This is a genomic window from Cloacibacterium caeni (assembly GCF_907163105.1).
Taxonomy (GTDB): Bacteria; Bacteroidota; Bacteroidia; order Flavobacteriales; family Weeksellaceae; genus Cloacibacterium; species Cloacibacterium caeni_A.
In genome coordinates this window covers 416,617-438,877 of the sequence record NZ_OU015321.1, presented here as the reverse complement: position 1 = coordinate 438,877, position 22,261 = coordinate 416,617, and the positions used below count along the sequence as shown (strand labels likewise).

Here is a 22,261-nt window from a genome sequence, read left to right as displayed (position 1 = left end):
TTAAGCGGCTAATGCAAGATTACAATCTAACTTAGTTTTTTCATCATTAAAAATAAATCTTATTGATGATGAGTAATAAGAAATTTTTGCCGTTTCAAAATGTTTATTTTCTAAATCAACTGTAATTTCAGAAAAACCATATTTCAAAACAGAAACTTCATATAATTTTTCTGCACTAATATTATCAAAAAAATTATCTATCCTTTCTTTTACGTCTTTAAGTTTCATTTTATTTGTCCTGTTATTTTTATGGAATTTGATAAAATATTCTTATTAGGATTATAAACTGTACAAATTGTACAATTACTTGTCCTAAGATTTATTCTTTCAATTCTTTCTTGTGCAAATTTAATATAAAAATTCCCTTTTACAACCTCTAAAGGTAAAAAACCTTCACCTCTTGCTAAATTTAGAATAAAACCATCATAAAATTTCATTTTTTTACCGATAGTTTCTATTTTATCTTTATATCTTTCTACTAAATAAGATAATATTTCAACCCCATCTTCTATTGTTAAATCTAGATATTCAGATTCCTCAACTTGAATATTAGAATGTAAAACACAATATTCTTTATACTTATAAATCTTTTTATCATTATCCCAAGATTGAGTTAGTGCCCATTTTTCAGCAAGCTCTAAAATTCTAGTACTTACACCTGCAACGAAAAAATATACACCATCACCAAGCCATTCGTCATCTCCAATTGATAATTCATAATTATTTGAAAGTATTTTTTTAGCTGAATCAAAACTTGTGCCGTGAAATCCATCAAATGTAAAAACCATTATTAATATTCATTTAAAATGTAAAATTAAAAAAATTCAATAAATATAAAAATTTTAATAAAAACATCAATAAATATATCAATTATAACATAACATTTTATTTAAAAAAACAAAAACCAACCCAAAATCCTAGCCCTGATTGCAGTGGAAATCCTTTTTTGGAGGCTGAGCGTAGCCGAAGCCACCAAAAAAGATTGCAACGAAAAGCAGGACTGAAAGTGAAAAGAAACGAAAGCGTCTTGCTTCTATCTTCGACTCCGCTCAGACTGACGAAAACAGATTGCTTTGTCGTTTTATTTCATAAAACTCCCCGCAATAAAGAGTTAATCGTAAGAATTCGGGTGTTCTTTTTTGATTTCTTCGATGGTAGAAAGCACTTTTTCTTTCAGGCTCAATTGATAAATTTCTAATTTTGTAGAAATTTCTTCTTCTGAACTTCCTAAAATTTTAGCAGCCAAAATCCCAGCATTGTTAGCCCCATTCAAAGCAACTGTCGCCACAGGAATTCCTGAAGGCATTTGCAAAATTGACAACACAGAATCCCAACCATCAATAGAATTAGACGACAAAATAGGCACTCCAATCACTGGTAAAGTAGTACAACTCGCCACCATTCCTGGTAAATGTGCAGCTCCTCCTGCTCCTGCAATGATGACTTTTACGCCTCTGTTTTTGGCAGATTTTGCAAAATCGAACATGCGTTCTGGCGTTCTGTGCGCAGAAACTACGGTGAGTTCGTAAGGAATTTCTAGAGATTTTAAAAAATCAGCAGCTTGTTGCATAATTGGCAAATCGCTCTGACTGCCCATGATAATTGAAACCATTTTTACATTTTTACTCCTTCAAAGATAGAAAAAAATATCGTTTTTTAAGCTAGAATTGAATATCTTCGTACCGCGAAAATCATTATGAACACAGAAAAAGATTTCAAACTTATTTTAGCCATTATCACGGTTGCAATAGTTTGGGGAACTACATATTTAGGAATCAGAGTTGCTGTAGAAACCATACCACCTTGGTTTGTTACCGGAATCAGACAAAGCATTGCTGCACTTTTATTGTTGGGTTTTTTGGTCTATAAAAAACAACTGAAATGGATTGGTTTGAAAAATCTGAAAACTCAAATCATTCTTTCTACATTAATGATTATCATTGCTAACGGAATGACAACCATTGCAGAGAAACACATCAATAGTAGCCTCGCTTCGGTTCTTACTGCTACTTCACCGATTATTGTATTTCTGGGAAGTGTTCTCATTGGGTTAGAACAATTTAAACTGAAATCTGTTTTAGGATTAATTTTAGGTTTTAGTGGCGTTTTGCTCATTTTTTCCGATGGTTTACAAGAATTGTTGAATCCTGATTACAGATTGGGACTTATTGTTTTATTCATCGGGATTTTAGGTTGGGCTTCTGGAACACTTTTTACCAAAAAAATCACGATTCATTCTGATAATATTTTATTGAATTTATTCTATCAATTTGCTTTTGCTGGAATTCTGCAACTTATTTTTGCCATTGCTTTTACCAAAAATTATGATTTCGAAAAATGGAGTGCAGAATCATTTGCTTACGTGGTTTATTTGGGTGTTTTCGGCTCGGTGATTACTTATTATGCGTTTCTTTATGCACTAAAAAGGGTAAATCCATCACAAATTTCAATGCTGAATTACGTAAATACGATTATCGCCATTTTCTTAGGTTGGCTAATTTTAGATGAAAAAATAACCACAAAATTTATTTTTGCGGCTATTCTTATTATTTCTGGAGTCTTTATTATGAACCTAAAAAAGGAAATGTTTAAAAAGTCTGAAGCTAGAAGTCTGAAGTCCGAAGATTAATGACGAAAGTTTAAAACTCTCCCTCTCTACAACTCTCCCACTCTTCCATTCTTCCATTCTAAAAATCTCCCACTTAAGCAATCACTCTTACCAAAGTTTTAATATGATTCAGCTTATCTAGTAATTCTTCTCTGGAATTGGCTAAAACATTGATGTGTCCCATTTTTCTACCGGGTTTGGTTTCTGTTTTTCCGTAGAGATGAACGTAAGTTTTTGGAAGTTTCAAAACCTCTTCTAAACCTTCATATTTTACTTTTCCACTGTAGTTTTGTTCTCCTACTAAATTCAGCATTCCTGAAAATCCAAAAGCATCTGTATCTGCTAAAGGAAGATTTTTCAAAGTTCTATAAAATTGCTCAAACTGAGAATTCGCGTTTCCTTCTTGCGTTTGATGACCAGAATTGTGCAATCTTGGCGCTGTTTCGTTTACCCAAACTTTTCCGTTTTTATCGAGGAATAATTCGATGGCAAAAAGTCCAGCAGAATTGGCTGCGAAAATAAATTTTTCTGCAATGGCATCAATTTGAGATTGAACTTCTGATGAAATATCGGCAGGACAAATATTGAAATCCAAAAGGTTCAATTTTTCATCGGCAACCATTTCTGTTACGGGAAAGATTTTGGTTTCTCCATTTTCGTTTTTGGCTATAATAATGGAAAGTTCTTTGTCTATATCCACCAAATTCTCTAAAACTGAATCTTCTGTCCAAAGGTTTTTTAGGTCATCGGCATTTTTGATGATTTGCACTCCTTTTCCGTCGTAACCTCCAGTATTTAGTTTTTGAACAAAAGGAAATTCAATCTTAATTTCGTCTGAAGTTCCGTCAAAAATTTCGAAATCAGGACTTGGAATGTTGTGTTTTTTATAAAACTCTTTTTGTAGAATTTTCTGTTGAATGGTTTTGATGATTTCCGCATTGGGAATCACTTTTTTGCCTTGTTTTTCCAATTCGAAAAGTGCATCTACATTCACATGTTCTATTTCTATGGAAATCACATCTTTATCTTGACCGAAAGCCAAAACGTCTTCATAATTATTAAAATTTCCTTTAGTAAAATGCGAGATATAAGCGCAAGAACAATCAGAGTTTGGGTCTAAAACGTGAAATTCATCGTCGTAGTTTAATGCATTTTGAATGAACATTCTTCCTAATTGTCCACCTCCGAGAATACCGATTTTCATTTTTATTGATTTATTTCCCTGCAAAAATATAAATAAGTTTTACTCCTAGCAATTTATCATCAAAATAAAAAAAATCGAACTTTCGTCCGATTTTACTTTATACAATTATCTTTTCTTCTGGCATCAATGATATATTGAATTTTCCATTCGTTATTCAATTTTGCCAATTGAAAGCTATTAACGCCGCAATGCGAGAAATTTCCTTTATAATAAAACTGATAAGGAACCCAAACCGAAGCCATATTTCCATCAACCAAAACTTTAGAAATGGTAAATCTTTCGTCTAAATCTCCTACTTTAGAACTCCCAACTTGTTTGGCAAAATCTTCTACCTTATCGGTTCTTATTTCTTGATTTTTTCCAAAAGTCTGCATAATGGCAGAATTAGAAAAAGCGTTTTTCACTCCAAGAGAATCTGCAAATTTCATTGCATTGAAAAGGTTTTCAATAGGTTTTATGATTTCTTTTTCTGATGTATTTTGAGCAAAAGAAAAACTGGAAATCAGGAGAAAGAAGATTTTTTTCATATCAAAAAAATTATTAAATATTACTTTTAAATAAACGCAAAGAAGATAAAAAAAATTAAATCCATTTTAAGGAAGCAAGGAAGCGAAATAATTCGCTTGAAGCGAACGCTTAAAAATTCGCAAAGCGAAAAAACTTTGCTTTCTTTGTTTGATTGTTGTTAAAATAAAACTTTGCGTTTCAGAAATATTTGTTCATAAATCACAAAAATTTCTTAAAAATTCAATAAATAAGTCTTTTGATATTTTGAAAAGTTACATTTCGTAAAATTCTAAAGGCAAATCATCTGGATCAGCAATGAAAAAGAACTTTTTATTGGTAAATTCATCTATTCTAATTTCTTCACAATCGATTCTTTTTTGCAACAATTCTGCACGTTTTTCTTCCACATTTTCAACTGCAAAAGCCAAATGTCTCAAACCACAACTTTCTGGCCTGGAAGGTCTTTTCGGTGGGTTCGGAAAACAAAATAATTCAATGACATAATCATCACCAATCGCCAAATCTAGTTTGTAAGATTGTCTTTCTTCTCGGTAAATTTCTCTGATAATATTCAGTCCTAAAACTTCCGTGTAAAAATTTTTAGAAACCTGATAATCAGAGCAAATAATAGCGATGTGGTGTATTTTCATGACATTTAATTTATCTTACTTTTTCCGCAACTTTCGTTCCGAATAATTCTATACTTTTCATCATCACCTCATGATTAGGCGCACCAACATCCATATGAGCAATATAACGTGTTAAACCAAACATTTCTTTCACCATATTGATTTTTTCGGCTACCTCATCAGAATTTCCAATAAATAGAGCACCTTCTTTGCTTCTGCCGCCTTCATATTGCATTTTTGTATAAGCAGACCAACCTCTAGAACTGCCAATTCTGTTCATTTGAGCGGCATAATTTTCAAAATATCCATCAATTACCTCAGGATTTTCGCTGACTAAAGTGTGAGAGTGAATTCCGATTTTCATTTCGTCTGGATTGTGTCCGTGTCTCAGATATTCTTTTTTGTAAAAATCAATCAAAGGTTTAAACTGTCTTGGCAAACCACCAATAATCGCCACGATTAATGGCAAACCTAATCTAGCAGCTCTTAACACAGATTCTGGCGTTCCACCAACTGCAATCCAAACTGGTAATTTTCCGTTGTTCGTCGCTCTAGGATAAACCGTTTGATTTTCCATAGGAGCACGAAGTTTACCCTTCCAAGTTACCTTTTCTTGAGTATTTATTTTGAGTAATAAATCTAATTTTTCTTCAAAAAGTTCGTGATAATCATCTAAATCGTAACCAAAAAGCGGAAAAGATTCAATGAAACTTCCTCTACCTACGCCAATTTCGGCTCTTCCACCAGAAATTAAATCCAAAGTAGAAAAATCTTGATACACTTTTACAGGTTCTGCTGAACTTAAAACAGTAACCGCGCTCATTAACTTGATATTTTTAGTAATAGAAGCAGCTGCAGAAAGCACCATTTCTGGGGAAGAAACCACATAATCAGGTCGGTGATGTTCGCCCAAAGCAAAAACATCTATTCCTAATTCATCTGCCAATTTTATTTCCGCTAAAATTTCCTGTAATTTTTGTTGAGGATCAGCAAATTTTCTGGTTTCTTTATCGAAAGCCAAATCGCCGAACATTCCAACTCCTATTTCGAATTTTTTCATTTTCTAAATTTTCTTCAAAATTACCATTTCTGAGAAGCGAATGAATTGATGTAAGGTAAGAAATGTTCTGAATTTATTTCTAAATTAAAAAACGGGCTAAAGCCCGTTCCTATTGATTTAAAATTTCATCACATCTTTTACTACTCCACCTTTTTGGGTATGAGGCAATAATTCTGCAGAGATAAAATCTTTTATGGCTCTTGTACTTTCGTTTTCTGGAAAAAGCAAATGAACATTTGCACCAGCATCCAGCGTAAAAAATAATGGATGGCCTGTTTCTTTTCGGAAATTCCAGAGTTTATTAATGACTTCCAAAGTTCCCGTTTTCATCAAAATAAAAGCCGGTTCGCTCATCATCATCATCGCATGAAGCGTTAATGCTTCGTGTTCTACGAGTGTGATAAATTTTTCAAGATTTCCCGTTTTCAGAATTTCTTTCAGAGGAATAAAATTCTCTCTCGCTTCCTGAAAACGTCTTTCTGCATAAGGATTGGTGTTCATCAAACCGTGACCAACCGTAGAACTCACCGATTTTTCGCCTTCGTGAATGAGCAAAACCCAATCATTGAAATTTTTAAAAATTGGGTGAATTTCCGAATCGGGATATTTTACGGCGTACAAATCAGAACTTCCTTCTACTTCATCCGTTTTTCCCCAAACTACAAGACCGTTATACAAACTTCTGCAAGCACTTCCAGAACCTAGTCTTGCTAAAAAAGAAGCTTTTTGGTTGATGATTGATGGTTGATGGTTGTCAGTAGAAAAAATCTCATCTAATCTCATCAAGGAACTTGCAATAGCTCCAAAACCAGAAGCTGAACTGGCAATTCCTGAACTGTGCGGAAATGTATTTTCGGTTTTGATGATGTATTTTCCTTTGAGAATCCAAGGCAAATATTGTTCAATATTTTTAAAATATTTTTCGATTTTTTCTGCAAATTTCACTTCTTCATTTCCTGCCAAAAAAGTTTGCACAGAAAAAGGTTCGTTTGCCAAAAACTCCATTGAAGTTTGGGTATTGCAATGATTTAAAGTATATGAAATACTAGGATTTGCAGGAATTTGATTGGCATATTTCCCCCAATATTTAATAAGTGCAATATTGCTTGGACAAATTGCCGTAACTGTTTGATTAGATATATTGAAATTTTTATTTCCTAAAAATTGATTTTCCATATTTTTTTTAAAACGCAAAGATTTTTTAACTACCCCGTCAAAATTTTCTACGAAAATTTCGCCACCCCTTCAAAGAAGGGGAATTTTTATTTATTAAAATTTTTGTCTTTTTTATAATTTTCTAAATGAAAAGCTAAACTTTCTTCCACAAAAATGAATTGATAATTAAGCTTTTCTTTGATTTTTTTATTGGATATTTTGTTGAATTCCGTCACAGATTGCACATTGACTTTATTTGCCATTTTGAGCGGAGAAATAAGCCAACCTAAAATTGAATTTAAGAAAACTCCCGTTTTCAACAAACCATTTGGAACAAGTTTTACTCCTTGTTTTCCTAACTTTTGTTTGATAAAATTGGCAACGTCTTTGTATTTTTTATTTTCAGAAATTAAGATAAATCGTTCTCCGAAAATATTGTTTTCCATCAATTCTACCGAAATTTTCGCCACATCTCTTACATCAACATAAGAAGTTCCGCCCGAAAAAGTGAAAGTATTTTCGCCTAATTCTTTGAACAAAGTTCCGCTGCTTTCGTTCCAATTGCCAGAACCTATAATTAAACCAGGATTTACAATTACCGTATTTAAACCTTCTGCTGATGCACGCCAAACTTCCATTTCAGAAAAATGTTTAGAAATTGCATACGCAGAATGGTCGATTTTCGGATTAAAATCAGAACTTTCGTCTAATTCTCCGTTTTCATTCAATCCATCTAAAACCGCGATAGAACTTACAAAAAGGAATTTCTTCACCGAAGAATTTTGACAAGCAAATAGAAGTTGTTTGGTGCCTTCAATATTAGTTTGATACATTTTTTTTTCATCTTTAGGATGAAAGCTCACTTTAGCGGCACAATGATAAACCTCTTCTACTCCAATTAAAGCATTTTGTAGCGAATGAATATCTTCGAAATCTACTTCTATCCATTCAATTGAATCAAAATATTCATTAGGAGTTTCTGTATAAAATTGAAATGATTTTCTAACCTCCTGCAGATTGCTGGATTTTCTTTTTGTAGCGCGTACTGTTTTGCCACGTTTTAGCAGTTCTAAAACGATAACTCTCCCGAGAATTCCTGTAGCGCCTGTAACCAATATCATAACTTATGCAAATATAGAAATTTAAAGAATTTTAAGTTTGCAATTTAGATGATAAAGTTTGTTATTTTTGCAAAAAGCAAAAGATATGTCTGAAATCCTCAAAAATCCACATAAAAAATTTTATTTCTTTTTAATTCTCATCACTTTGGTGAATCTTTTACAGGCATATTTTACTGAAATCACTTTAGACGAAGCCTATTATTACCAATATGCAAGAGATTTAGACTGGGGATATTATGACCATCCACCGATGGTAGCATTGGTGATTAAGATTTCTCAACTTTTTTTTAATGGAAATCTGGGAGTAAGATTTTTAACCGTTTTATTATTTTCTGGAAATTTATTCCTGATCTGGAAATACCTTTTGCCTCAAGACAAAGCCTCTTATGTAAATGAATTTATCATTCTATCACTAGGCTTAGTTATGATGAATGCTTATTCCTTCATCACCACACCAGATGTTCCTCTATTATTTTTCGGGACTGTATTTTTTATTTTATACCAAAGATTTACCGAAAAACAAAATTTCTGGAACGCAGTTTTATTAGGAATTTCTGTAGCATTGCTTTTTTACAGTAAATATCAAGCGGTTTTATTGGTGTTTTTTGTGGTAATTTCTAACTTAAAAATGCTTACTAAGCCTTACATTTATCTTGCAGGAATTGTAACTTCTCTATTGATGATTCCTCATTTAATGTGGCATATTGAGCATGATTTCCCTACGTTTCAATATCATTTAGTAGACCGTTCAGAAAAGTTTAAAATCAAATATTTCCTAGAATATCTACCGAATCAGTTTGCGGTTTTCAATCCGTTTATTTTAATTCCTTTTGTGATTTTACTTTTTAAAAATAAATACCAAAATCTTCAAGAAAAAGCATATTACTTTGTAAGTGTAGGTTTCTTGGTTTTCTTTGCTTTAACCAGTCTTAGAGGACATGTAGAACCACATTGGACGGTAATTGCCTCTATTCCGATGGTGATTTTATTTTTACAATTTATCAAAGAAAAACCATCTTGGCAAAAATATGTGCGCACTATCGTTTTAGGTTCATTGGTTTTGGTTTTCACCACCAGAGTTTTATTGCTCACAGATCTTTTACCCAAAAAACTAGAATTCACAGGTAAAGAACAGAAGTACAAAGCTTTAGCTGAAAAAATAGGAGAAATTCCTGTTTTATTTACTGGTTCATTCCAATCGACTTCATTGTACAACTATTTTACAGGAAATGAATCTTCTACACTAGGTTCTTTAAATGTGAAAAAAACACAATTTGACATTTGGCAAAGAGAACAAAATTACTTTGGAAAAAGAGTCTTTGTAGAAAAACCAAACACTCCAAAATCTCAAAAAATCATTGATGAAAACAATATTAATTTCAATGGTTTTTATGTAGAAAATTTCCAAACGCCCAACCGTTTAAAAATAGAATTTGAGCTTCCTTCCGAACAACTCAAAAACAATCAAGTTATTCCGATTACGATTTATAATCCTACAAAAAACGTGGTAAATTTCAATCATCCTGAAATTCCAGTGACCATTACTGCTGTATTTTTGGCGCACAGAGAAACAACGGATATTCCTACAGAAATTGAAAAAATGCCAACCGTTTTAAAACCTGGCGAAAGTTTCAAAACTCAGATTAAAATCAACACGCAAAACCTAAAAGCTGGCGATTACAATTTTGGCATTACCACCAATTGTATTTTGGGGAATGCATATAATTCGAAATTTGTAAAAGCAACAGTAAATTAAGTCAAAAACTCTTTTACCGCTTGATTGAAATCTTTTGGGTTTTCGGCTTGAAGCCAATGTCCAGCATTAGCAATAGAAACCAATTGATATTTCGGGAACTGTTGGCGCATCAATAATTCATCTTGCGGAAGAATATAATTCGATTTTGCACCTGCTAAAAACAAAGTTTCGCCCTCGAATTTTCCAAATTTTATGGCATTGGCAACGAAATCATTGTATTTTTCTGCCAAAGTATTGATGTTAAAACGCCAATTGAGTTTTTTATCTTCCGTCCAATACAAGTTTTTAGTCAAAAACTGAATCACAAATTTCTCTGGAATGTACTGAGCCAAAACATTTTCCACATCTTGTCTTGATTTAACCTCATCGAAATTTACAGATTGAAGCGCTTTGATAATTCCCTGATGATGTGGAGGATACGCTTTTGGAGCGATGTCTGCTACAATCAGTTTTTCAACTTTTTCAGGATAAGAAATCGCGAAAGTCATCACGGCTTTTCCACCGAGAGAATGGCCCAGAAGATTGGCTTTTTCGATGCCGTGAAAATTCATATAATTCAGAATATCTTCTGCCAAAACTTGGTGATTCATCTCGTCTGAATGGAAGCTTTTTCCGTGGTTTCTTAAATCAATCAAATGAGTTGGAAACAATTCTCCAAATTCTTTTCCGAAACTTCCCCAATTGTCTAGCATCCCGAAAAGTCCGTGGAAAACGAGCAAAGGCGTTCCTGTTTTTTCTTGTCCGTATATTTTTGAGTGTAAAATTTGCATATTTTTTCACGCAAAGTGCGCAGAATTTTTTATTTATTTCTAAAGCTCGCAAAGAAAAATCAGTTTTTAGAATACAATTTTTCTCGCTGATTAGGCTGATTCAGCAGATTTAAAATTTTCAATTCTCAACTATCAACTTTCAATTGATTTTACCATTTCGCTAGTCTTTTCAAATAAGCTTGAATCGTGTTTTCTAAACCCAAATACAACGCTTCAGAAATGAGAGCATGACCAATAGAAACTTCTAACAAATTCGGTATATTATCTGCGAAATATTTTAAATTATCTAAACTCAAATCGTGTCCTGCATTGATTCCTAAACCGTATTTTGTAGCTTCTACAGCGGTTTCGTAATAAGGTTTTATGGCTGCTTCTTTATCGGTTTCGTAATTTTTGGCGTAAGCTTCGGTGTACAATTCTATTCTGTCTGTTCCTGTTTCTGCGGCAAATTTCACCATTTCTGGATTCGGGTCAAGGAAAATAGACGTTCTAATGCCTGCATTTTTAAATTCTGCAATCACAGATTTTAAAAAATCTAGATTTTTCTCGCAATCCCAACCTGCATTAGAAGTGATGGCGTCATCTGCATCTGGAACCAAGGTAACTTGCTCTGGTTTTACTTCTAAAACCATATCAATAAACGGACGATGAGGATTTCCTTCGATATTAAATTCTGTATACACCAAAGGTTTCAAATCGTACACATCTTTTCTAGTGATGTGTCTTTCGTCTGGTCTTGGATGGATGGTAATTCCTTGTCCGCCAAATTCCTGAATTTTAATCGCTGCTTCTGTTACACTTGGGGTTTCTGCGCCTCTTGCATTTCTGATGGTCGCAATTTTATTGATATTTACTGATAATTTTGTCATTTTCTGTTGTTGGTAATTTAATACTTGGTTCTTTTTACTTTTTAATTGGCTCTTTGACTTATGCTTTTGCTACTTGCATGATCTCAAGGTCAAATTCTTGTGCTGCGGTAAGAATATGGTCAAAAATATCTGCCTGAATTCTTTCGTAATCTACCAATTCTGCCTTATTGGCAAAACAATAAATTTCTAAAGGCATTCCTTGAGGAGAAATTTCTAACTGACGAACCAAAACGATTTCGTCTTGATCTACTTTTGGATTATTTTTGAGGTAATTCAAGACATAATTTCTAAAAAGTCCGATGTTGGTTAACTGTTGACCATTGATAATTCTTTCAGCATGTGGAATATTCTTCTTGCTTTCTGCAATTTCGCGAAGTTTTCTATCCATATATTCAGAAATCAAGTTGATGTCTTTTACTTTTTCATAAAATTCATCATCCACAAATTTGAAAGACTTGATATTAAAATAAATCGAACGTTTAATTCTTCGGCTGCTTCCTTCGTACATTACTTGGTGATTTCTGATTTCCGTAGAAAGCAAATCGTAGGTAGGAATTGTGGAAATGGTTTTGTCAAAATTGACAATTTTTGTCGTTAATAAATTAATATCTTGAATATTTCCTTCAATATTATATTTCGGAATACCAATCCAGTCGCCAATTTTAAGGTTTTTAGAAGTAGAAACATGGATTCCTGTTACAAATCCTAAAATGGTATCCCTGAAAACCAATAGAATAACGGCTGTTACAGCTCCTAAAACTCCTAAAACAGTCTGAAGTTCTATTCCAAAAATTACAAAAATTCCTATTAATGAAAAAACAACAGTTCCAAAAATTCTAATGGTTTCAGAAAGCGCTTTTATAGCAGTTATTCTATAATTATCCTTGTTTTGAATGTAATAATTTTCTAAAGCTTTGGCGAAACGATAAGCCAAGAAAGCAATGACCATTACTTGCCCAAAAACAATTAATCTTCCTACATAAATATGCGTTTTTGGGTGTATAACCGCAAAAATTTCATCATATATAAGGTAAACAAAAAACAAAGAGAAAAAATGCCCAATAGAACGCCAGGCTTTTTGTTTATATGCTTCTTTTAGAATGGGTTTACTTTTAAAAACATTGACAAGAAATCTAGAAAAGAATTTCCAAAACATTACTGAAATAAAATCAATAACGATAAAAACCAAGCATAAAAAAAGGATTTTAAATCCAATAGTAGCCGGCAAAGTCAATTCCTCTGTAAAATTTTCTTTTACAAACTGACCAATTTCTAAACTCCATTTTCTTAATAATCCCATAAAGCTAAATTTACGCAAAAATAAAAAATATCATTGGGAATTTGCTTTTATTTATTACTTTTAACCAAACTAATTAAGGATTTATGGAGCAAAATATTATTACCATTGTCTCACTTATCATCATAGGAATAGGAATTCTAGGAACTTTCTTGCCTGTTTTACCAGGATTAGCCGTGAGTTTTTTTGGATTAATTCTCTATAAATTCGCTGGGAATCCAGATTTTTCTATTTGGTATATTGTCATTTTTGGGATTTTAACGCTCATTTCATTGGTGCTTAATTACATTATTCCTATCAAAACCACCGAGAAATATGGCGGCAGCAATTACGGAAAATATGGTGGTTTCATCGGGACGATTGTAGGTTTATTTTTTCCACCACTTGGTTTTCTTATTGGTATGTTATTAGGTGTTTTCTTAGGTGAACTTTTGCATGATAGAAACGACAAACAAAAAGCACTCAAAGCTACAAAAGGTGCTTTCATTGGCTTCATCTACGGAACAGGTTTTAATCTTATGGTAGGATTGGCAATGTTTTTGGTAGTACTTATTAATATCTTCAATTCTTAAAAATATGAACACTAAATTCTTAATATTAGCAGCAGCTACCTTTGTGGTAACTCAATGCACTTGCCAACAAAAATCTACAGAAATGAAAATGCCTGTAACCAACTCACAAGAAGTAAACTCTACCTATCCTACAGAAAAACCTGAATCTGGCGTTACTCGTTTGATAGAAAAACAGAATATCTTTTTAGAAAAAGAAAAAGTAAACATCACCTTCAATAAAGTAACCGAAGACAACAGATGTCCTATGAACGCTCGTTGTGTTTGGGCAGGTTATGCTTCTGCAGAAATAGAAGTGATGAGTGTGCATTCTAGACCTAGAAAATTCATCGTTTCTACGATAGATGATGCTGGAAAAAACCTTAAAAATTCTTTCGTTTTTAATGGTCACAAATACACGCTTGCTAATTTTTATCCTGCCAATTCTACAGAAGTAAACTTTGAAAAACTGAAAGGAAAATATGTGGTAGATATTAAGGTAGAATAATTTTTGGGCGTGTCTTTTTCGCCAAAACTTTTGCCAACAACCGAAAAAAGACCGCGCTTTCCGTTACAATCTTTTTTTTGGGTGGCTTCGTCAAGCTCAGCCACCGAAAAAAAAGGATTTCCACTGCAATCGCTCACGCAAAACAACGATAAATCATAAGATTCACTACCAGTTTATCGGTTTCTTATTTTTAGAAATCAGATATTCATTAATTTTAGAAAAAGGTCTACTTCCGTAGAAACCTCTGTACACCGAAAACGGAGAAGGATGCGCCGACTGAATGATAAAATGCTTCGTTTCATCTATGAGCGAAGCTTTTTTTTGTGCAAAAGCGCCCCACAAAACAAAAACTACATTTTCTTTTTTCTCAGAAATTTCTTTGATGATAAAATCTGTGAATTTTTCCCAGCCCAAATCTTTGTGAGAATTCGGTTCATGCGCACGAACTGTTAAAGTAGCATTGAGCAATAAAACACCTTGTTTCGCCCAAGAATCCAGTTCATTGCTGGTTTTTTCTATTCCTAAATCGTCTTTCAGTTCTGTAAAAATATTCTTCAAAGAAGGTGGCGCTTTTACCAAATCAGAAACCGAAAAACACAAACCATTTGCCTGAAAATCATTATGATACGGATCTTGACCAATAATTACCACTTCTATATCTTCAAAAGTCGTAAGTTCAATCGCTCGGAAAATTTGATTTTTCGGTGGGAAGCATTTCGATGTTTTATACTCTTCTTTTACTTTTTCCCAAAGATTCTGGAAATATTCTGTATTTTTTATTGGGGCAAGAATTTCTGTCCAAGTCATATCTGTTGTAAAGTTGATGAGTTGTAAAGTTGCATTTTTTTGCAAAAAACTACAAACTTTCTTTCTTAATAATTTTAGAAAATTGTTTTTCTAATTGTTTATTGTTCTTACTAATCGTGTCTAATTTTCCATTATTGAACTGTAAAAGAAAGTAATGATTTTCTTTGTAATTTGGCAATTTAGGTTCTTCGTCTACCGAGTTATCATGCTCAAATTTTTCCCAAACAAAAAAATTGAATAGCTGATTGTTTTTAAAAATCCATGATTTTGTTTCCCAAATATCACCTGCATCTCCACCAAAATCTGCTAATTGCCTATAATCTGTTATTATTTCTTTTTGCTTGTTATAGTTAAAAAATTTCACAGAAGAAGCATCATATTCTCCACCAACTCTTGCAATTAATCCTAAATTATTTTTGTCTATATCAAATTTATATACCGCATAAGCATCAACTTTATTCATATCAAAAATTGAAATTTCTTTTGGAAAAAATATTGAATCAGCAATATTTAATAATTTTCCTTTATACTCAAATTTCTCATCATAAATATCTTCTGCTGAAAATACTTTAAGCGTGTCAAAATCTACAGTTTTAAATTGGTCTAAAAATTTTTGATTTTTACTTACCCAAACTTTTGTTTCTGGTACTTTTTCTTTTTTTATTTCAGTTTTTGGAACTTCCTTTTTACAAGAAATTAAAATTAAAACCGTAAAAATTGTCATTAGTTTTTTCATAAAATTCATTTCCTCAAATTTACAAAAATCATCGTAACGATTTTACAACTTTACAATTCAACGACTTTACATTATCTTTGCATTGTGCAAGTAACCAAAGAAAATTTACAAGAATTAGAATTCCCGAAATTACTCGCGGAAATTTCTCCTTATGCGTATTCGCCAAAAGTGGCAGAAAAAATTCTTCATCTAAAACTTTTAAAAATAGATGAAGCAGAAATTACTTTGAAAAAAACTGCCGAATATCTCACAAGTTACGAGAGTTCAAACGCAATTCCGTTTAGTGAATATGAAGATATAGAAGCAGAACTAAAAGTAATGCATATCGAAAATTTCAGGTTAGAAAACGCTGCTTTTATCAAGATTAAAAACCTAACGGAACAAATCGGGAAATTGCAAAAATTCTTTCCTATACTTGCCGAAACCTTCCCTATTTTGCTGGAAGAAGTGATGCAATTGGATTTCAAGAAGGAAATTGTAGATAAAATCGACAAAGTTTTTAATCGTTTTGGTGAAGTAAAATCTGAAGCTTCTCCGCTTTTAAAATCTTTAAGAACCGAAATTCAGCACGCTAAAAAACATATTCAAGAGAATTTTAGTAAAACGCTTTCTCACCTTTCTTCTACAGATTTTTTAGATGAAATTAAAGAAACGGTGATTGACGACCAAAGAGTTTTAGCAGTAAAATCTGGTTTCAAAAAACGTGTTCCCGGTAGAGTTTTAGGCGTTTCTAAAACAGGTTCTATCACGTATATTCAACCAGAAAGTGTTTCAAGACATTACTTTAAACTTCGTGAAGCGGAAGAAGAAGAAAAGAAAGAAGTGGATAAAATTCTGCGAAAACTTACGGCAGAAATTGCCATTTTCGCTCCTGAATTAGAAGAATATCAAAAATATATTTTTGATTTAGATATTACGAGAGCAAAAGCAAAATTTGCTGAAAAAATTGGCAGCGTTTTGCCCAAAATCAATCGTCATAAAACCATGAGATTGGTCAACGCATTTCACCCATTGCTTTTATTGAGAAACCGAGAAGAAAAAAAGGAAATCTATCCGCAAACATTGACTTTGACAGAGCATAACCGAATTCTCTGTATTTCTGGACCAAATGCTGGTGGAAAATCCATCACACTGAAAACCGTTGGTTTGCTTCAATTGATGATTCAGAGCGGAATTTTGGTGCCTGTTCATCCGAAATCTGAAATGTTCTTTTTTGAAAAAATTAGAACGGATATTGGTGACAATCAATCTATTGAAAACCATCTTTCTACCTACAGTTCTCGACTCAAAAAAATGTCTGGAATTATCAGAGAAGCTGATGATAATACGTTGCTTTTGATTGATGAATTCGGGACGGGTTCTGATCCAGAATTGGGTGGCGCTTTAGCAGAAAGTTTTCTGGAATTTTTCTACGAAAAAAAATCTTTTGCCATTATTACCACGCATTACACCAACATTAAATTGGTGGTAGAACAATTGCCCAATGCAACGAATGCGGCGATGCTTTTCGATGAATATTCATTGGAACCTTTGTATAAATTAGAAGTGGGACAAGCTGGAAGTTCTTTCACTTTTGAAGTGGCAGAAAAAAATAGAATTCCAAGATTTATCATTAAAAATGCACGTTCGAAAGTAGAAAAAGACGTGGTAAATCTTGATAAAACCATCGTGAAATTGCAACAAGAAAAATTTGAGGTTGAAAAACTGAAATCTAACCTTGTCGAGCAAAAAGAATCGGTAGAAGATAAACGAGAAAATCTGCAAAAACTGAATGAGCAACTTCAACAAAAACTGTATAATTTCCAAAAATTGTATGAAGAAGAACACCGAAAATTACAGTTCGGAAATAAGATAGAAGCCTTTATTGATGGTTATTTGAAAGGAAAATCCAGAAAAGATATCGTAAAAGATTTTGTAAAAATTCTGGAACAGGAAAAATTCCGAAAACTCGGTTCAGACAAAGCAGAATCTGAGAAACTGAAAGTTACCAAACGTAAAGTAGAACAACAACTGAAAAAAGAAAATATACAAGTTCAAATTGCAGAAACCAACCAAAAACTGGAAGAAAAAACGCAAAAAGAACGCGCCGTTTGGATGAAAGTTGGTCAACGTGTTCGTATTGCAGGTTCTACATCTGTGGGAACCATAGAAACCATTCACAAAAACGGAAAAGTTACCGTGAATTACGGACTTTTTAAAACGCAAATTTCTCAAGACGAATTGGAGAGAATTTAATAATGAAAAATTGAAAACTCTCGCTGATTGAGCGAATTGGGCAGATTAATTTTTCCAATAATATGCATGATTACTAAAATCTGCATGAACATTAATATGAAATCAAAAACAATCAAAAATCGTGATTTACAAATTGCCATTGCTGTATTTTTGGCGGGATTGTCATGTTTTGGATTGTTGTATTATTATCAAGCGTTGCTTCCTGATTTGGTAGAATATTTCAAAATCAATAAAGCCAAAAGCAGTTTTGCAGTCTCTTCGGCGACTTTGGGAATGGCTCTTGGTTTAATTACTTCCACTTTCGTAGCAGACTGATACAGCCGAAAAAAAGTCATCGGATATTGTTTATTTGCATCAGCAGTTTTAGCTTTTACTTCTTCATTTTCTGAAAATTTCAACGTGTTAATTGCACTCAATTTCCTGAAAGGATTTTTGCTTTCGGGTGCTACTTCTGTTTGTTTGGCTTACATCGCAGAAGAAGTTTCAGAAAACAGAAAATTGAGAATTACAGGATTTTACATTGCAGGAAATGCAGTGGGCGGAATGATAGGAAGAGTGATTTCTTCTCAGGTTTCACATTATAAATCTTGGCAATTTGCGTCAGAATTTATTGGAATTTGGTGTCTTATTTTTGCGATTTTATTTTTTATGCTGGCTCCTAAATCACAAAACTTCAAACCAAAGAAAGAATCATTTAAAACATTAATAGAACCGAATTTCAAGCTCATTACGCACCCAAAATTACTGCCTTATTACATTACAGGCTTTCTTTTGCTAGGAACGTTTGTCAGCTTGTACAATTACATGGCTTTTTTCTTGGTCAAAGCGCCATTTAATATTTCCAGAAGTTGGATTTCTTATGTTTACGTACTCTATATTTCTGGCGTTTTTGGTTCTATGAATGTCAGTTTTTGGGAAAGAAAACTCAAAAATTCTGAAAATGTTTTAAAAACCATGAGTTTAGTAGGAATTCTAGGAATTCTCTTCTTTTTCCTACAAAATACGATAGCTGTGATTGTAGGATTAGCAGTTTTCACGTATAGCTTTTTTGTAGCGCATACCGTTTGCAGTAAATCAGTGGGGAATTTTTCAAAAGAAAAAAGAACGGTAACCATTGCGTTTTATTTGCTGCTTTATTACATTGGTGCAAGTACTTTAGGAAGTTTCAGTGGTGTGATTTTACAGAAATTAGATTGGCAAGTTTTCTTGGTTTTTCTCACCATTATTTTCGGAATTATTTATTTGATTTTTGCCTTTAAAAAAGAAAAAATCGAACCTTAAAAAAGATTCGATTTTTAAATTTTATTATTTATTTTTTTGAAACGCAAAGGTTTAATAAAAACTTGCTCATTATTTTAGTGAGCAAAGTTTAACGAATTAATTCGTTTTTAAGCGAACGCTTCATCTTTTTAAATCTAAGATTTTATTAAATTTTATTTAATCAATCCTAATTCTACTAATCTTTCGTGCAAGAATTCTCCAGCAGTCGTGTCTTCGTATAATTTAGGATGGTCTTCGTCAATACAATTTTCTAAACAGTTTAGCGGCATTTCGCTTACTGGATGCATGAAAAACGGAATAGAATATCTAGAAGTTCCCCATAATTCTCTCTCTGGATTTACCACTTGGTGAATCGTAGATTTCAGTTTATTATTGGTGTGTCTAGAAAGCATATCACCCACATTAATCATCAATTCGTCTGGTTGAGCAATCGCATCTACCCAATTTCCTTCATGGTCTCTTACTTGCAATCCTTTTCCGTGAGCTCCCATTAAAAGGGTAATTAAATTAATATCACCATGAGCTGCTGCTCTTACTGCATCTTTTGGCTCTTCCGTAATTGGTGGATAGTGAATTGGTCTAAGAATACTGTTTCCTTCTGCTACGAATTTATCAAAATAAAATTCATCTAAACCTACATATAATGCTAAAGCTCTCAATACATAAATTCCAGTTTTTTCTAACATTTTATAGGCTTCTTTTCCTACTTTGTTAAATTCTGGCGCTTCTGCAACTTCTACATTTTCTGGATACTCTGCTAAATATTTAGAACCTTCTGGCAAATACTGACCGAAATGCCAAAACTCTTTTAAATCTGCTGCTTTGAAGCCTTTTGCAGTTTCTTTTCCGAAACCTACATAACCTCTTTGACCGCCAATTCCAGGAATTTCGTATTTTGATTTTACTTCTACAGGAAGGCTAAAGAAGTTTTTTATTTCGGCGTACAATTGGTCTAAGAAATTTTGGTCTAAGAAATGACCTTTAAGCGCTACGAAGCCTATTTCTTCGTATGCTTTACCAATTTCATTTACAAATTTTTGTTTTCTTGTTTCGTCACCCGAAAGAAAATCGCGTAAATCTACGCTAGGAATTTTATTCATTTTTAAATAATTAATCGTTAATCTCCGGGATGCAAAATAAAGAAATTTATTGAATAAGTGCTATAAAAGTTTTCCTTCGTCAAAAGCCTTTCTAATCAACACATCAAAGGTGTCAAGCATATCTTCTGAAGCCAATTCTATTCTCGGACGAAGCATTTTTTGCACCTTCTCGAACTCTACTCCTGCTTCTATCCAACTCAAACCATTGTTAAAACAATTCATCACAAAAGGAATCATTCTATCTACAGCACTTGCAAAAATGGCGGTTTCTGTTTCTCCAGCTTCGAATTCATACCAAAGATTCATAAATTCTGATTTCATAGGTTCTGCCAAAATTCCAAAAATTCTTTCAGCAGAAGCCAATTCACGCTCAAATTTTCCTTCATTTGCTTTTTCATCATAGAAAAAAGTATCTCCCGCATCTATTTCTACCACATCATGGATAGAAAGCATCTTAATCACTCTTCCTAAATCTATTTTTTCTTTGTTTCGAGCATAGGGAAAAAGTATCTGTGCAAAAACAATGACTTGCCAAGAATGTTCTGCTGTATTTTCTCTTCTGGAATTGTCATGATTAAAATTTCTACGGATTACGTTTTTGAGTTGGTCTAAAGTAAGGATGAACTCTATCTCTTTTTCTAAGTACATTTTCTAATTTTTTACAAATTTAAGTCAAATAAAAATAACGGATTTTATTTCGATTTTAATGACAAAAGTCATTGAGGTTGTGTAATATAAGTTACACAAGTCCATTTTGCGCTGATGTAACTTTGTACAAGAAAATTAAGAATAACTCATTCTTATAAACTTAGAAAATATGAAAAATTTAGTAATCTTAGGAGCAGGAACCGCCGGAACAATGATGGCGAATCACCTAGTAAAAAAACTGAATAAAAAAGATTGGCAAATTACTTTGGTAGACCAATTTAAGTCTCACTACTACCAGCCAGGATTTTTATTTATTCCTTTTGGAACCTATCAACCAGAAGATGTAAAAAGAAAAATTGATGAGTTTTTACCAAAAGGAATTCAACTTATTCGTGAAAAAATCGACAGAATAGATAAAGATACAGATACCGTTATTTTAGAAAACGGAAGAAATGTAAAATATGACATTCTCATCATTGCTACAGGTTGTAAAATCGCTCCAGAAGAAGTTCCTGGAATGAAAGGTGACACTTGGCAAAAAAATATTTTCGATTTCTATACTTTCGAGGGAAGTTGTGCTTTGGCGAAAAAATTAGAAACTTGGCCAGGAGGAAAATTAGTAGTTCACATCACCGAAATGCCAATAAAATGTCCTGTTGCTCCGCTAGAATTCGCTTTTTTAGCAGATGATTACTTCACCAAAAAAGGAATGAGAGACAAAGTAGAAATTTCTTACGTTACTCCACTTTCTGGTGCATTTACAAAGCCAAAAACTACTGAAACGCTCAATTATTTATTAGAGGAAAAAAATATAAAAATTGTTCCAGATTTCGCAGTAGAACATATAGAAGGAGAAAACGGAAAAATGTTCGATTACGGTGGCGAAGTGGTAGATTTTGACTTATTAGTAACCATTCCTACCAATATGGGAGATGAATGTATTCTTCGTTCAGGTTTTGGAGATGATCTAAACTACGTTCCTACTGATAAAAATACATTACAAAGTAAAGTAAAAGAAAACATTTTCGTAATCGGTGATGCTACGAATGTTCCTGCTTCTAAAGCTGGTTCTGTAGCGCATTTCGAAGCTGAAATTCTTACTGAAAATATTCTAAAATATATAGAAGGAAAACCACTTAATCCAGAATTTGACGGTCACGCCAATTGTTTCATAGAAACAGGAAAAGGAAAAGCATTATTGATTGACTTCAATTATGATGTAGAACCATTAAAAGGAAAATTCCCATTCGCTGGAATCGGTCCGCTAAATTTATTAGAAGAAAGTGCTTTTAACCACTTCGGAAAAATGGCTTTCAAATGGGTGTATTGGAATATGCTTCTTCCTGCTAGAAAAATACCTTTCGTAACGCCTACTATGAGCAGAGCAGGAAAGAAATTTGACAAAGAAACAGTATAAAAATG

At 32.9% G+C, this 22,261-nt stretch carries 23 protein-coding genes and 1 pseudogene; 8 read left to right on the top strand and 16 right to left on the bottom strand.

Translation table 11 applies throughout. The features are described from left to right. The 3 genes from KKQ76_RS01970 to purE form a co-directional block, all read right to left on the bottom strand. Positions 1-228, bottom strand: coding sequence for a hypothetical protein (locus KKQ76_RS01970; RefSeq protein ID WP_213195596.1), 228 nt, complete (start codon positions 226-228; stop codon positions 1-3). Beyond that, entirely contained in the window at positions 225-788 is a 564-nt protein-coding gene (locus KKQ76_RS01965; RefSeq protein WP_213195595.1) for a hypothetical protein, read from the bottom strand. The genes KKQ76_RS01970 and KKQ76_RS01965 overlap by 4 nt, the downstream gene beginning before the upstream one ends. Before the next feature lie 323 nt (positions 789-1,111). Beyond that, entirely contained in the window at positions 1,112-1,612 is a 501-nt protein-coding gene (purE, locus tag KKQ76_RS01960) for a 5-(carboxyamino)imidazole ribonucleotide mutase (RefSeq protein ID WP_213195594.1), read from the bottom strand. Positions 1,613-1,696: 84 nt separating this feature from the next. On the opposite strand from purE, the gene KKQ76_RS01955 reads away from it, so the two are divergent. Next, entirely contained in the window at positions 1,697-2,629 is a 933-nt protein-coding gene (locus KKQ76_RS01955; protein ID WP_213195593.1) for a DMT family transporter, read from the top strand. Between the two features lie 73 nt (positions 2,630-2,702). Here KKQ76_RS01955 and KKQ76_RS01950 read toward each other — a convergent pair whose 3' ends face one another. The 6 genes from KKQ76_RS01950 to KKQ76_RS01925 form a co-directional block, all read right to left on the bottom strand. Further along, positions 2,703-3,812, bottom strand: a complete 1,110-nt coding sequence (locus KKQ76_RS01950; RefSeq protein ID WP_213195592.1) for a 5-(carboxyamino)imidazole ribonucleotide synthase — start codon at positions 3,810-3,812, stop codon at positions 2,703-2,705. 92 nt (positions 3,813-3,904) lie between these two features. Next, the gene (locus KKQ76_RS01945; RefSeq protein ID WP_213195591.1) at positions 3,905-4,339 is read right to left on the bottom strand and encodes a nuclear transport factor 2 family protein; all 435 of its coding nucleotides are present in this window, start codon (positions 4,337-4,339) and stop codon (positions 3,905-3,907) included. A 252-nt stretch (positions 4,340-4,591) separates the two neighbouring features. Then, entirely contained in the window at positions 4,592-4,969 is a 378-nt protein-coding gene (gene gloA2 / locus KKQ76_RS01940; protein ID WP_213195590.1) for an SMU1112c/YaeR family gloxylase I-like metalloprotein, read from the bottom strand. A 10-nt stretch (positions 4,970-4,979) separates the two neighbouring features. Further along, a complete protein-coding gene (locus tag KKQ76_RS01935) occupies positions 4,980-6,008 on the bottom strand; it encodes an LLM class flavin-dependent oxidoreductase (protein ID WP_213195589.1) in 1,029 nt (342 codons plus the stop codon). 117 nt (positions 6,009-6,125) lie between these two features. Then, positions 6,126-7,184 (bottom strand): diphosphomevalonate/mevalonate 3,5-bisphosphate decarboxylase family protein, encoded by a 1,059-nt coding sequence (locus KKQ76_RS01930; protein WP_213195588.1) that lies wholly within the window; start codon positions 7,182-7,184, stop codon positions 6,126-6,128. A gap of 86 nt (positions 7,185-7,270) precedes the next feature. After that, positions 7,271-8,284 (bottom strand): NAD-dependent epimerase/dehydratase family protein, encoded by a 1,014-nt coding sequence (locus tag KKQ76_RS01925; RefSeq protein WP_213195587.1) that lies wholly within the window; start codon positions 8,282-8,284, stop codon positions 7,271-7,273. A gap of 85 nt (positions 8,285-8,369) precedes the next feature. Between KKQ76_RS01925 and KKQ76_RS01920 the strand changes: the two genes are divergently transcribed. Then, positions 8,370-10,040: an ArnT family glycosyltransferase gene (locus KKQ76_RS01920; RefSeq protein ID WP_213195586.1), complete on the top strand. Its 1,671-nt coding sequence runs from the start codon at positions 8,370-8,372 to the stop codon at positions 10,038-10,040. Here the strand turns inward: KKQ76_RS01920 and KKQ76_RS01915 are convergent. The 3 genes from KKQ76_RS01915 to KKQ76_RS01905 all read right to left on the bottom strand — a co-directional run bounded on the left by KKQ76_RS01915 (position 10,037) and on the right by KKQ76_RS01905 (position 12,979). Next, complete coding sequence (locus KKQ76_RS01915; protein ID WP_213195585.1) at positions 10,037-10,810, bottom strand: alpha/beta fold hydrolase; 774 nt, start codon at positions 10,808-10,810, stop codon at positions 10,037-10,039. The genes KKQ76_RS01920 and KKQ76_RS01915 overlap by 4 nt on opposite strands. 149 nt (positions 10,811-10,959) lie before the next feature. Next, complete coding sequence (locus KKQ76_RS01910; RefSeq protein ID WP_213195584.1) at positions 10,960-11,679, bottom strand: pyridoxine 5'-phosphate synthase; 720 nt, start codon at positions 11,677-11,679, stop codon at positions 10,960-10,962. A 58-nt stretch (positions 11,680-11,737) separates the two neighbouring features. After that, positions 11,738-12,979, bottom strand: coding sequence for a mechanosensitive ion channel family protein (locus KKQ76_RS01905; RefSeq protein ID WP_213195583.1), 1,242 nt, complete (start codon positions 12,977-12,979; stop codon positions 11,738-11,740). A gap of 83 nt (positions 12,980-13,062) precedes the next feature. Between KKQ76_RS01905 and KKQ76_RS01900 the strand changes: the two genes are divergently transcribed. Next, a complete protein-coding gene (locus KKQ76_RS01900; RefSeq protein WP_213195582.1) occupies positions 13,063-13,548 on the top strand; it encodes a DUF456 domain-containing protein in 486 nt (161 codons plus the stop codon). 4 nt (positions 13,549-13,552) lie between these two features. Further along, positions 13,553-14,032 (top strand): hypothetical protein, encoded by a 480-nt coding sequence (locus tag KKQ76_RS01895; protein WP_213195581.1) that lies wholly within the window; start codon positions 13,553-13,555, stop codon positions 14,030-14,032. Between the two features lie 165 nt (positions 14,033-14,197). Here KKQ76_RS01895 and KKQ76_RS01890 read toward each other — a convergent pair whose 3' ends face one another. Next, positions 14,198-14,839: a uracil-DNA glycosylase gene (locus tag KKQ76_RS01890; RefSeq protein WP_213197447.1), complete on the bottom strand. Its 642-nt coding sequence runs from the start codon at positions 14,837-14,839 to the stop codon at positions 14,198-14,200. A gap of 49 nt (positions 14,840-14,888) precedes the next feature. Then, complete coding sequence (locus KKQ76_RS01885; protein ID WP_213195580.1) at positions 14,889-15,575, bottom strand: hypothetical protein; 687 nt, start codon at positions 15,573-15,575, stop codon at positions 14,889-14,891. 84 nt (positions 15,576-15,659) lie between these two features. Between KKQ76_RS01885 and KKQ76_RS01880 the strand changes: the two genes are divergently transcribed. The 3 genes and pseudogenes from KKQ76_RS01880 to KKQ76_RS01870 all read left to right on the top strand — a co-directional run. Continuing rightward, positions 15,660-17,810: an endonuclease MutS2 gene (locus KKQ76_RS01880; protein WP_213195579.1), complete on the top strand. Its 2,151-nt coding sequence runs from the start codon at positions 15,660-15,662 to the stop codon at positions 17,808-17,810. Between the two features lie 96 nt (positions 17,811-17,906). Beyond that, the gene (locus KKQ76_RS01875; RefSeq protein ID WP_213195578.1) at positions 17,907-18,125 is read left to right on the top strand and encodes a hypothetical protein; all 219 of its coding nucleotides are present in this window, start codon (positions 17,907-17,909) and stop codon (positions 18,123-18,125) included. Between the two features lie 12 nt (positions 18,126-18,137). Beyond that, a pseudogene (locus KKQ76_RS01870) lies at positions 18,138-19,091 on the top strand (MFS transporter); the annotation flags it as partial. Positions 19,092-19,243: 152 nt separating this feature from the next. On the opposite strand, the gene KKQ76_RS01865 reads toward KKQ76_RS01870, so the two are convergent. Together KKQ76_RS01865 and KKQ76_RS01860 are read right to left on the bottom strand one after the other, a co-directional pair. Further along, entirely contained in the window at positions 19,244-20,191 is a 948-nt protein-coding gene (locus KKQ76_RS01865) for an isopenicillin N synthase family dioxygenase (protein WP_213195577.1), read from the bottom strand. 60 nt (positions 20,192-20,251) lie between these two features. Then, positions 20,252-20,839: an HD domain-containing protein gene (locus tag KKQ76_RS01860; RefSeq protein ID WP_213195576.1), complete on the bottom strand. Its 588-nt coding sequence runs from the start codon at positions 20,837-20,839 to the stop codon at positions 20,252-20,254. A 169-nt stretch (positions 20,840-21,008) separates the two neighbouring features. Here KKQ76_RS01860 and sqr point away from each other — a divergent pair, with 169 nt between their 5' ends. Beyond that, complete coding sequence (gene sqr, locus KKQ76_RS01855) at positions 21,009-22,256, top strand: type III sulfide quinone reductase, selenoprotein subtype (RefSeq protein WP_213195575.1); 1,248 nt, start codon at positions 21,009-21,011, stop codon at positions 22,254-22,256. The last annotated feature ends 5 nt before the right edge of the window (positions 22,257-22,261 follow it).

Coding starts and splice junctions, on each gene's coding strand:
- KKQ76_RS01970 (WP_213195596.1), bottom strand. CDS start 228: ATGAAACTTAAAGACGTAAAAGAAAGGATAGATAATTTTTTTGATAAT.
- KKQ76_RS01965 (WP_213195595.1), bottom strand. CDS start 788: ATGGTTTTTACATTTGATGGATTTCACGGCACAAGTTTTGATTCAGCT.
- purE (WP_213195594.1), bottom strand. CDS start 1,612: ATGGTTTCAATTATCATGGGCAGTCAGAGCGATTTGCCAATTATGCAA.
- KKQ76_RS01955 (WP_213195593.1), top strand. CDS start 1,697: ATGAACACAGAAAAAGATTTCAAACTTATTTTAGCCATTATCACGGTT.
- KKQ76_RS01950 (WP_213195592.1), bottom strand. CDS start 3,812: ATGAAAATCGGTATTCTCGGAGGTGGACAATTAGGAAGAATGTTCATT.
- KKQ76_RS01945 (WP_213195591.1), bottom strand. CDS start 4,339: ATGAAAAAAATCTTCTTTCTCCTGATTTCCAGTTTTTCTTTTGCTCAA.
- gloA2 (WP_213195590.1), bottom strand. CDS start 4,969: ATGAAAATACACCACATCGCTATTATTTGCTCTGATTATCAGGTTTCT.
- KKQ76_RS01935 (WP_213195589.1), bottom strand. CDS start 6,008: ATGAAAAAATTCGAAATAGGAGTTGGAATGTTCGGCGATTTGGCTTTC.
- KKQ76_RS01930 (WP_213195588.1), bottom strand. CDS start 7,184: ATGGAAAATCAATTTTTAGGAAATAAAAATTTCAATATATCTAATCAA.
- KKQ76_RS01925 (WP_213195587.1), bottom strand. CDS start 8,284: ATGATATTGGTTACAGGCGCTACAGGAATTCTCGGGAGAGTTATCGTT.
- KKQ76_RS01920 (WP_213195586.1), top strand. CDS start 8,370: ATGTCTGAAATCCTCAAAAATCCACATAAAAAATTTTATTTCTTTTTA.
- KKQ76_RS01915 (WP_213195585.1), bottom strand. CDS start 10,810: ATGCAAATTTTACACTCAAAAATATACGGACAAGAAAAAACAGGAACG.
- KKQ76_RS01910 (WP_213195584.1), bottom strand. CDS start 11,679: ATGACAAAATTATCAGTAAATATCAATAAAATTGCGACCATCAGAAAT.
- KKQ76_RS01905 (WP_213195583.1), bottom strand. CDS start 12,979: ATGGGATTATTAAGAAAATGGAGTTTAGAAATTGGTCAGTTTGTAAAA.
- KKQ76_RS01900 (WP_213195582.1), top strand. CDS start 13,063: ATGGAGCAAAATATTATTACCATTGTCTCACTTATCATCATAGGAATA.
- KKQ76_RS01895 (WP_213195581.1), top strand. CDS start 13,553: ATGAACACTAAATTCTTAATATTAGCAGCAGCTACCTTTGTGGTAACT.
- KKQ76_RS01890 (WP_213197447.1), bottom strand. CDS start 14,839: ATGACTTGGACAGAAATTCTTGCCCCAATAAAAAATACAGAATATTTC.
- KKQ76_RS01885 (WP_213195580.1), bottom strand. CDS start 15,575: ATGAAAAAACTAATGACAATTTTTACGGTTTTAATTTTAATTTCTTGT.
- KKQ76_RS01875 (WP_213195578.1), top strand. CDS start 17,907: ATGAAATCAAAAACAATCAAAAATCGTGATTTACAAATTGCCATTGCT.
- KKQ76_RS01865 (WP_213195577.1), bottom strand. CDS start 20,191: ATGAATAAAATTCCTAGCGTAGATTTACGCGATTTTCTTTCGGGTGAC.
- KKQ76_RS01860 (WP_213195576.1), bottom strand. CDS start 20,839: ATGTACTTAGAAAAAGAGATAGAGTTCATCCTTACTTTAGACCAACTC.
- sqr (WP_213195575.1), top strand. CDS start 21,009: ATGAAAAATTTAGTAATCTTAGGAGCAGGAACCGCCGGAACAATGATG.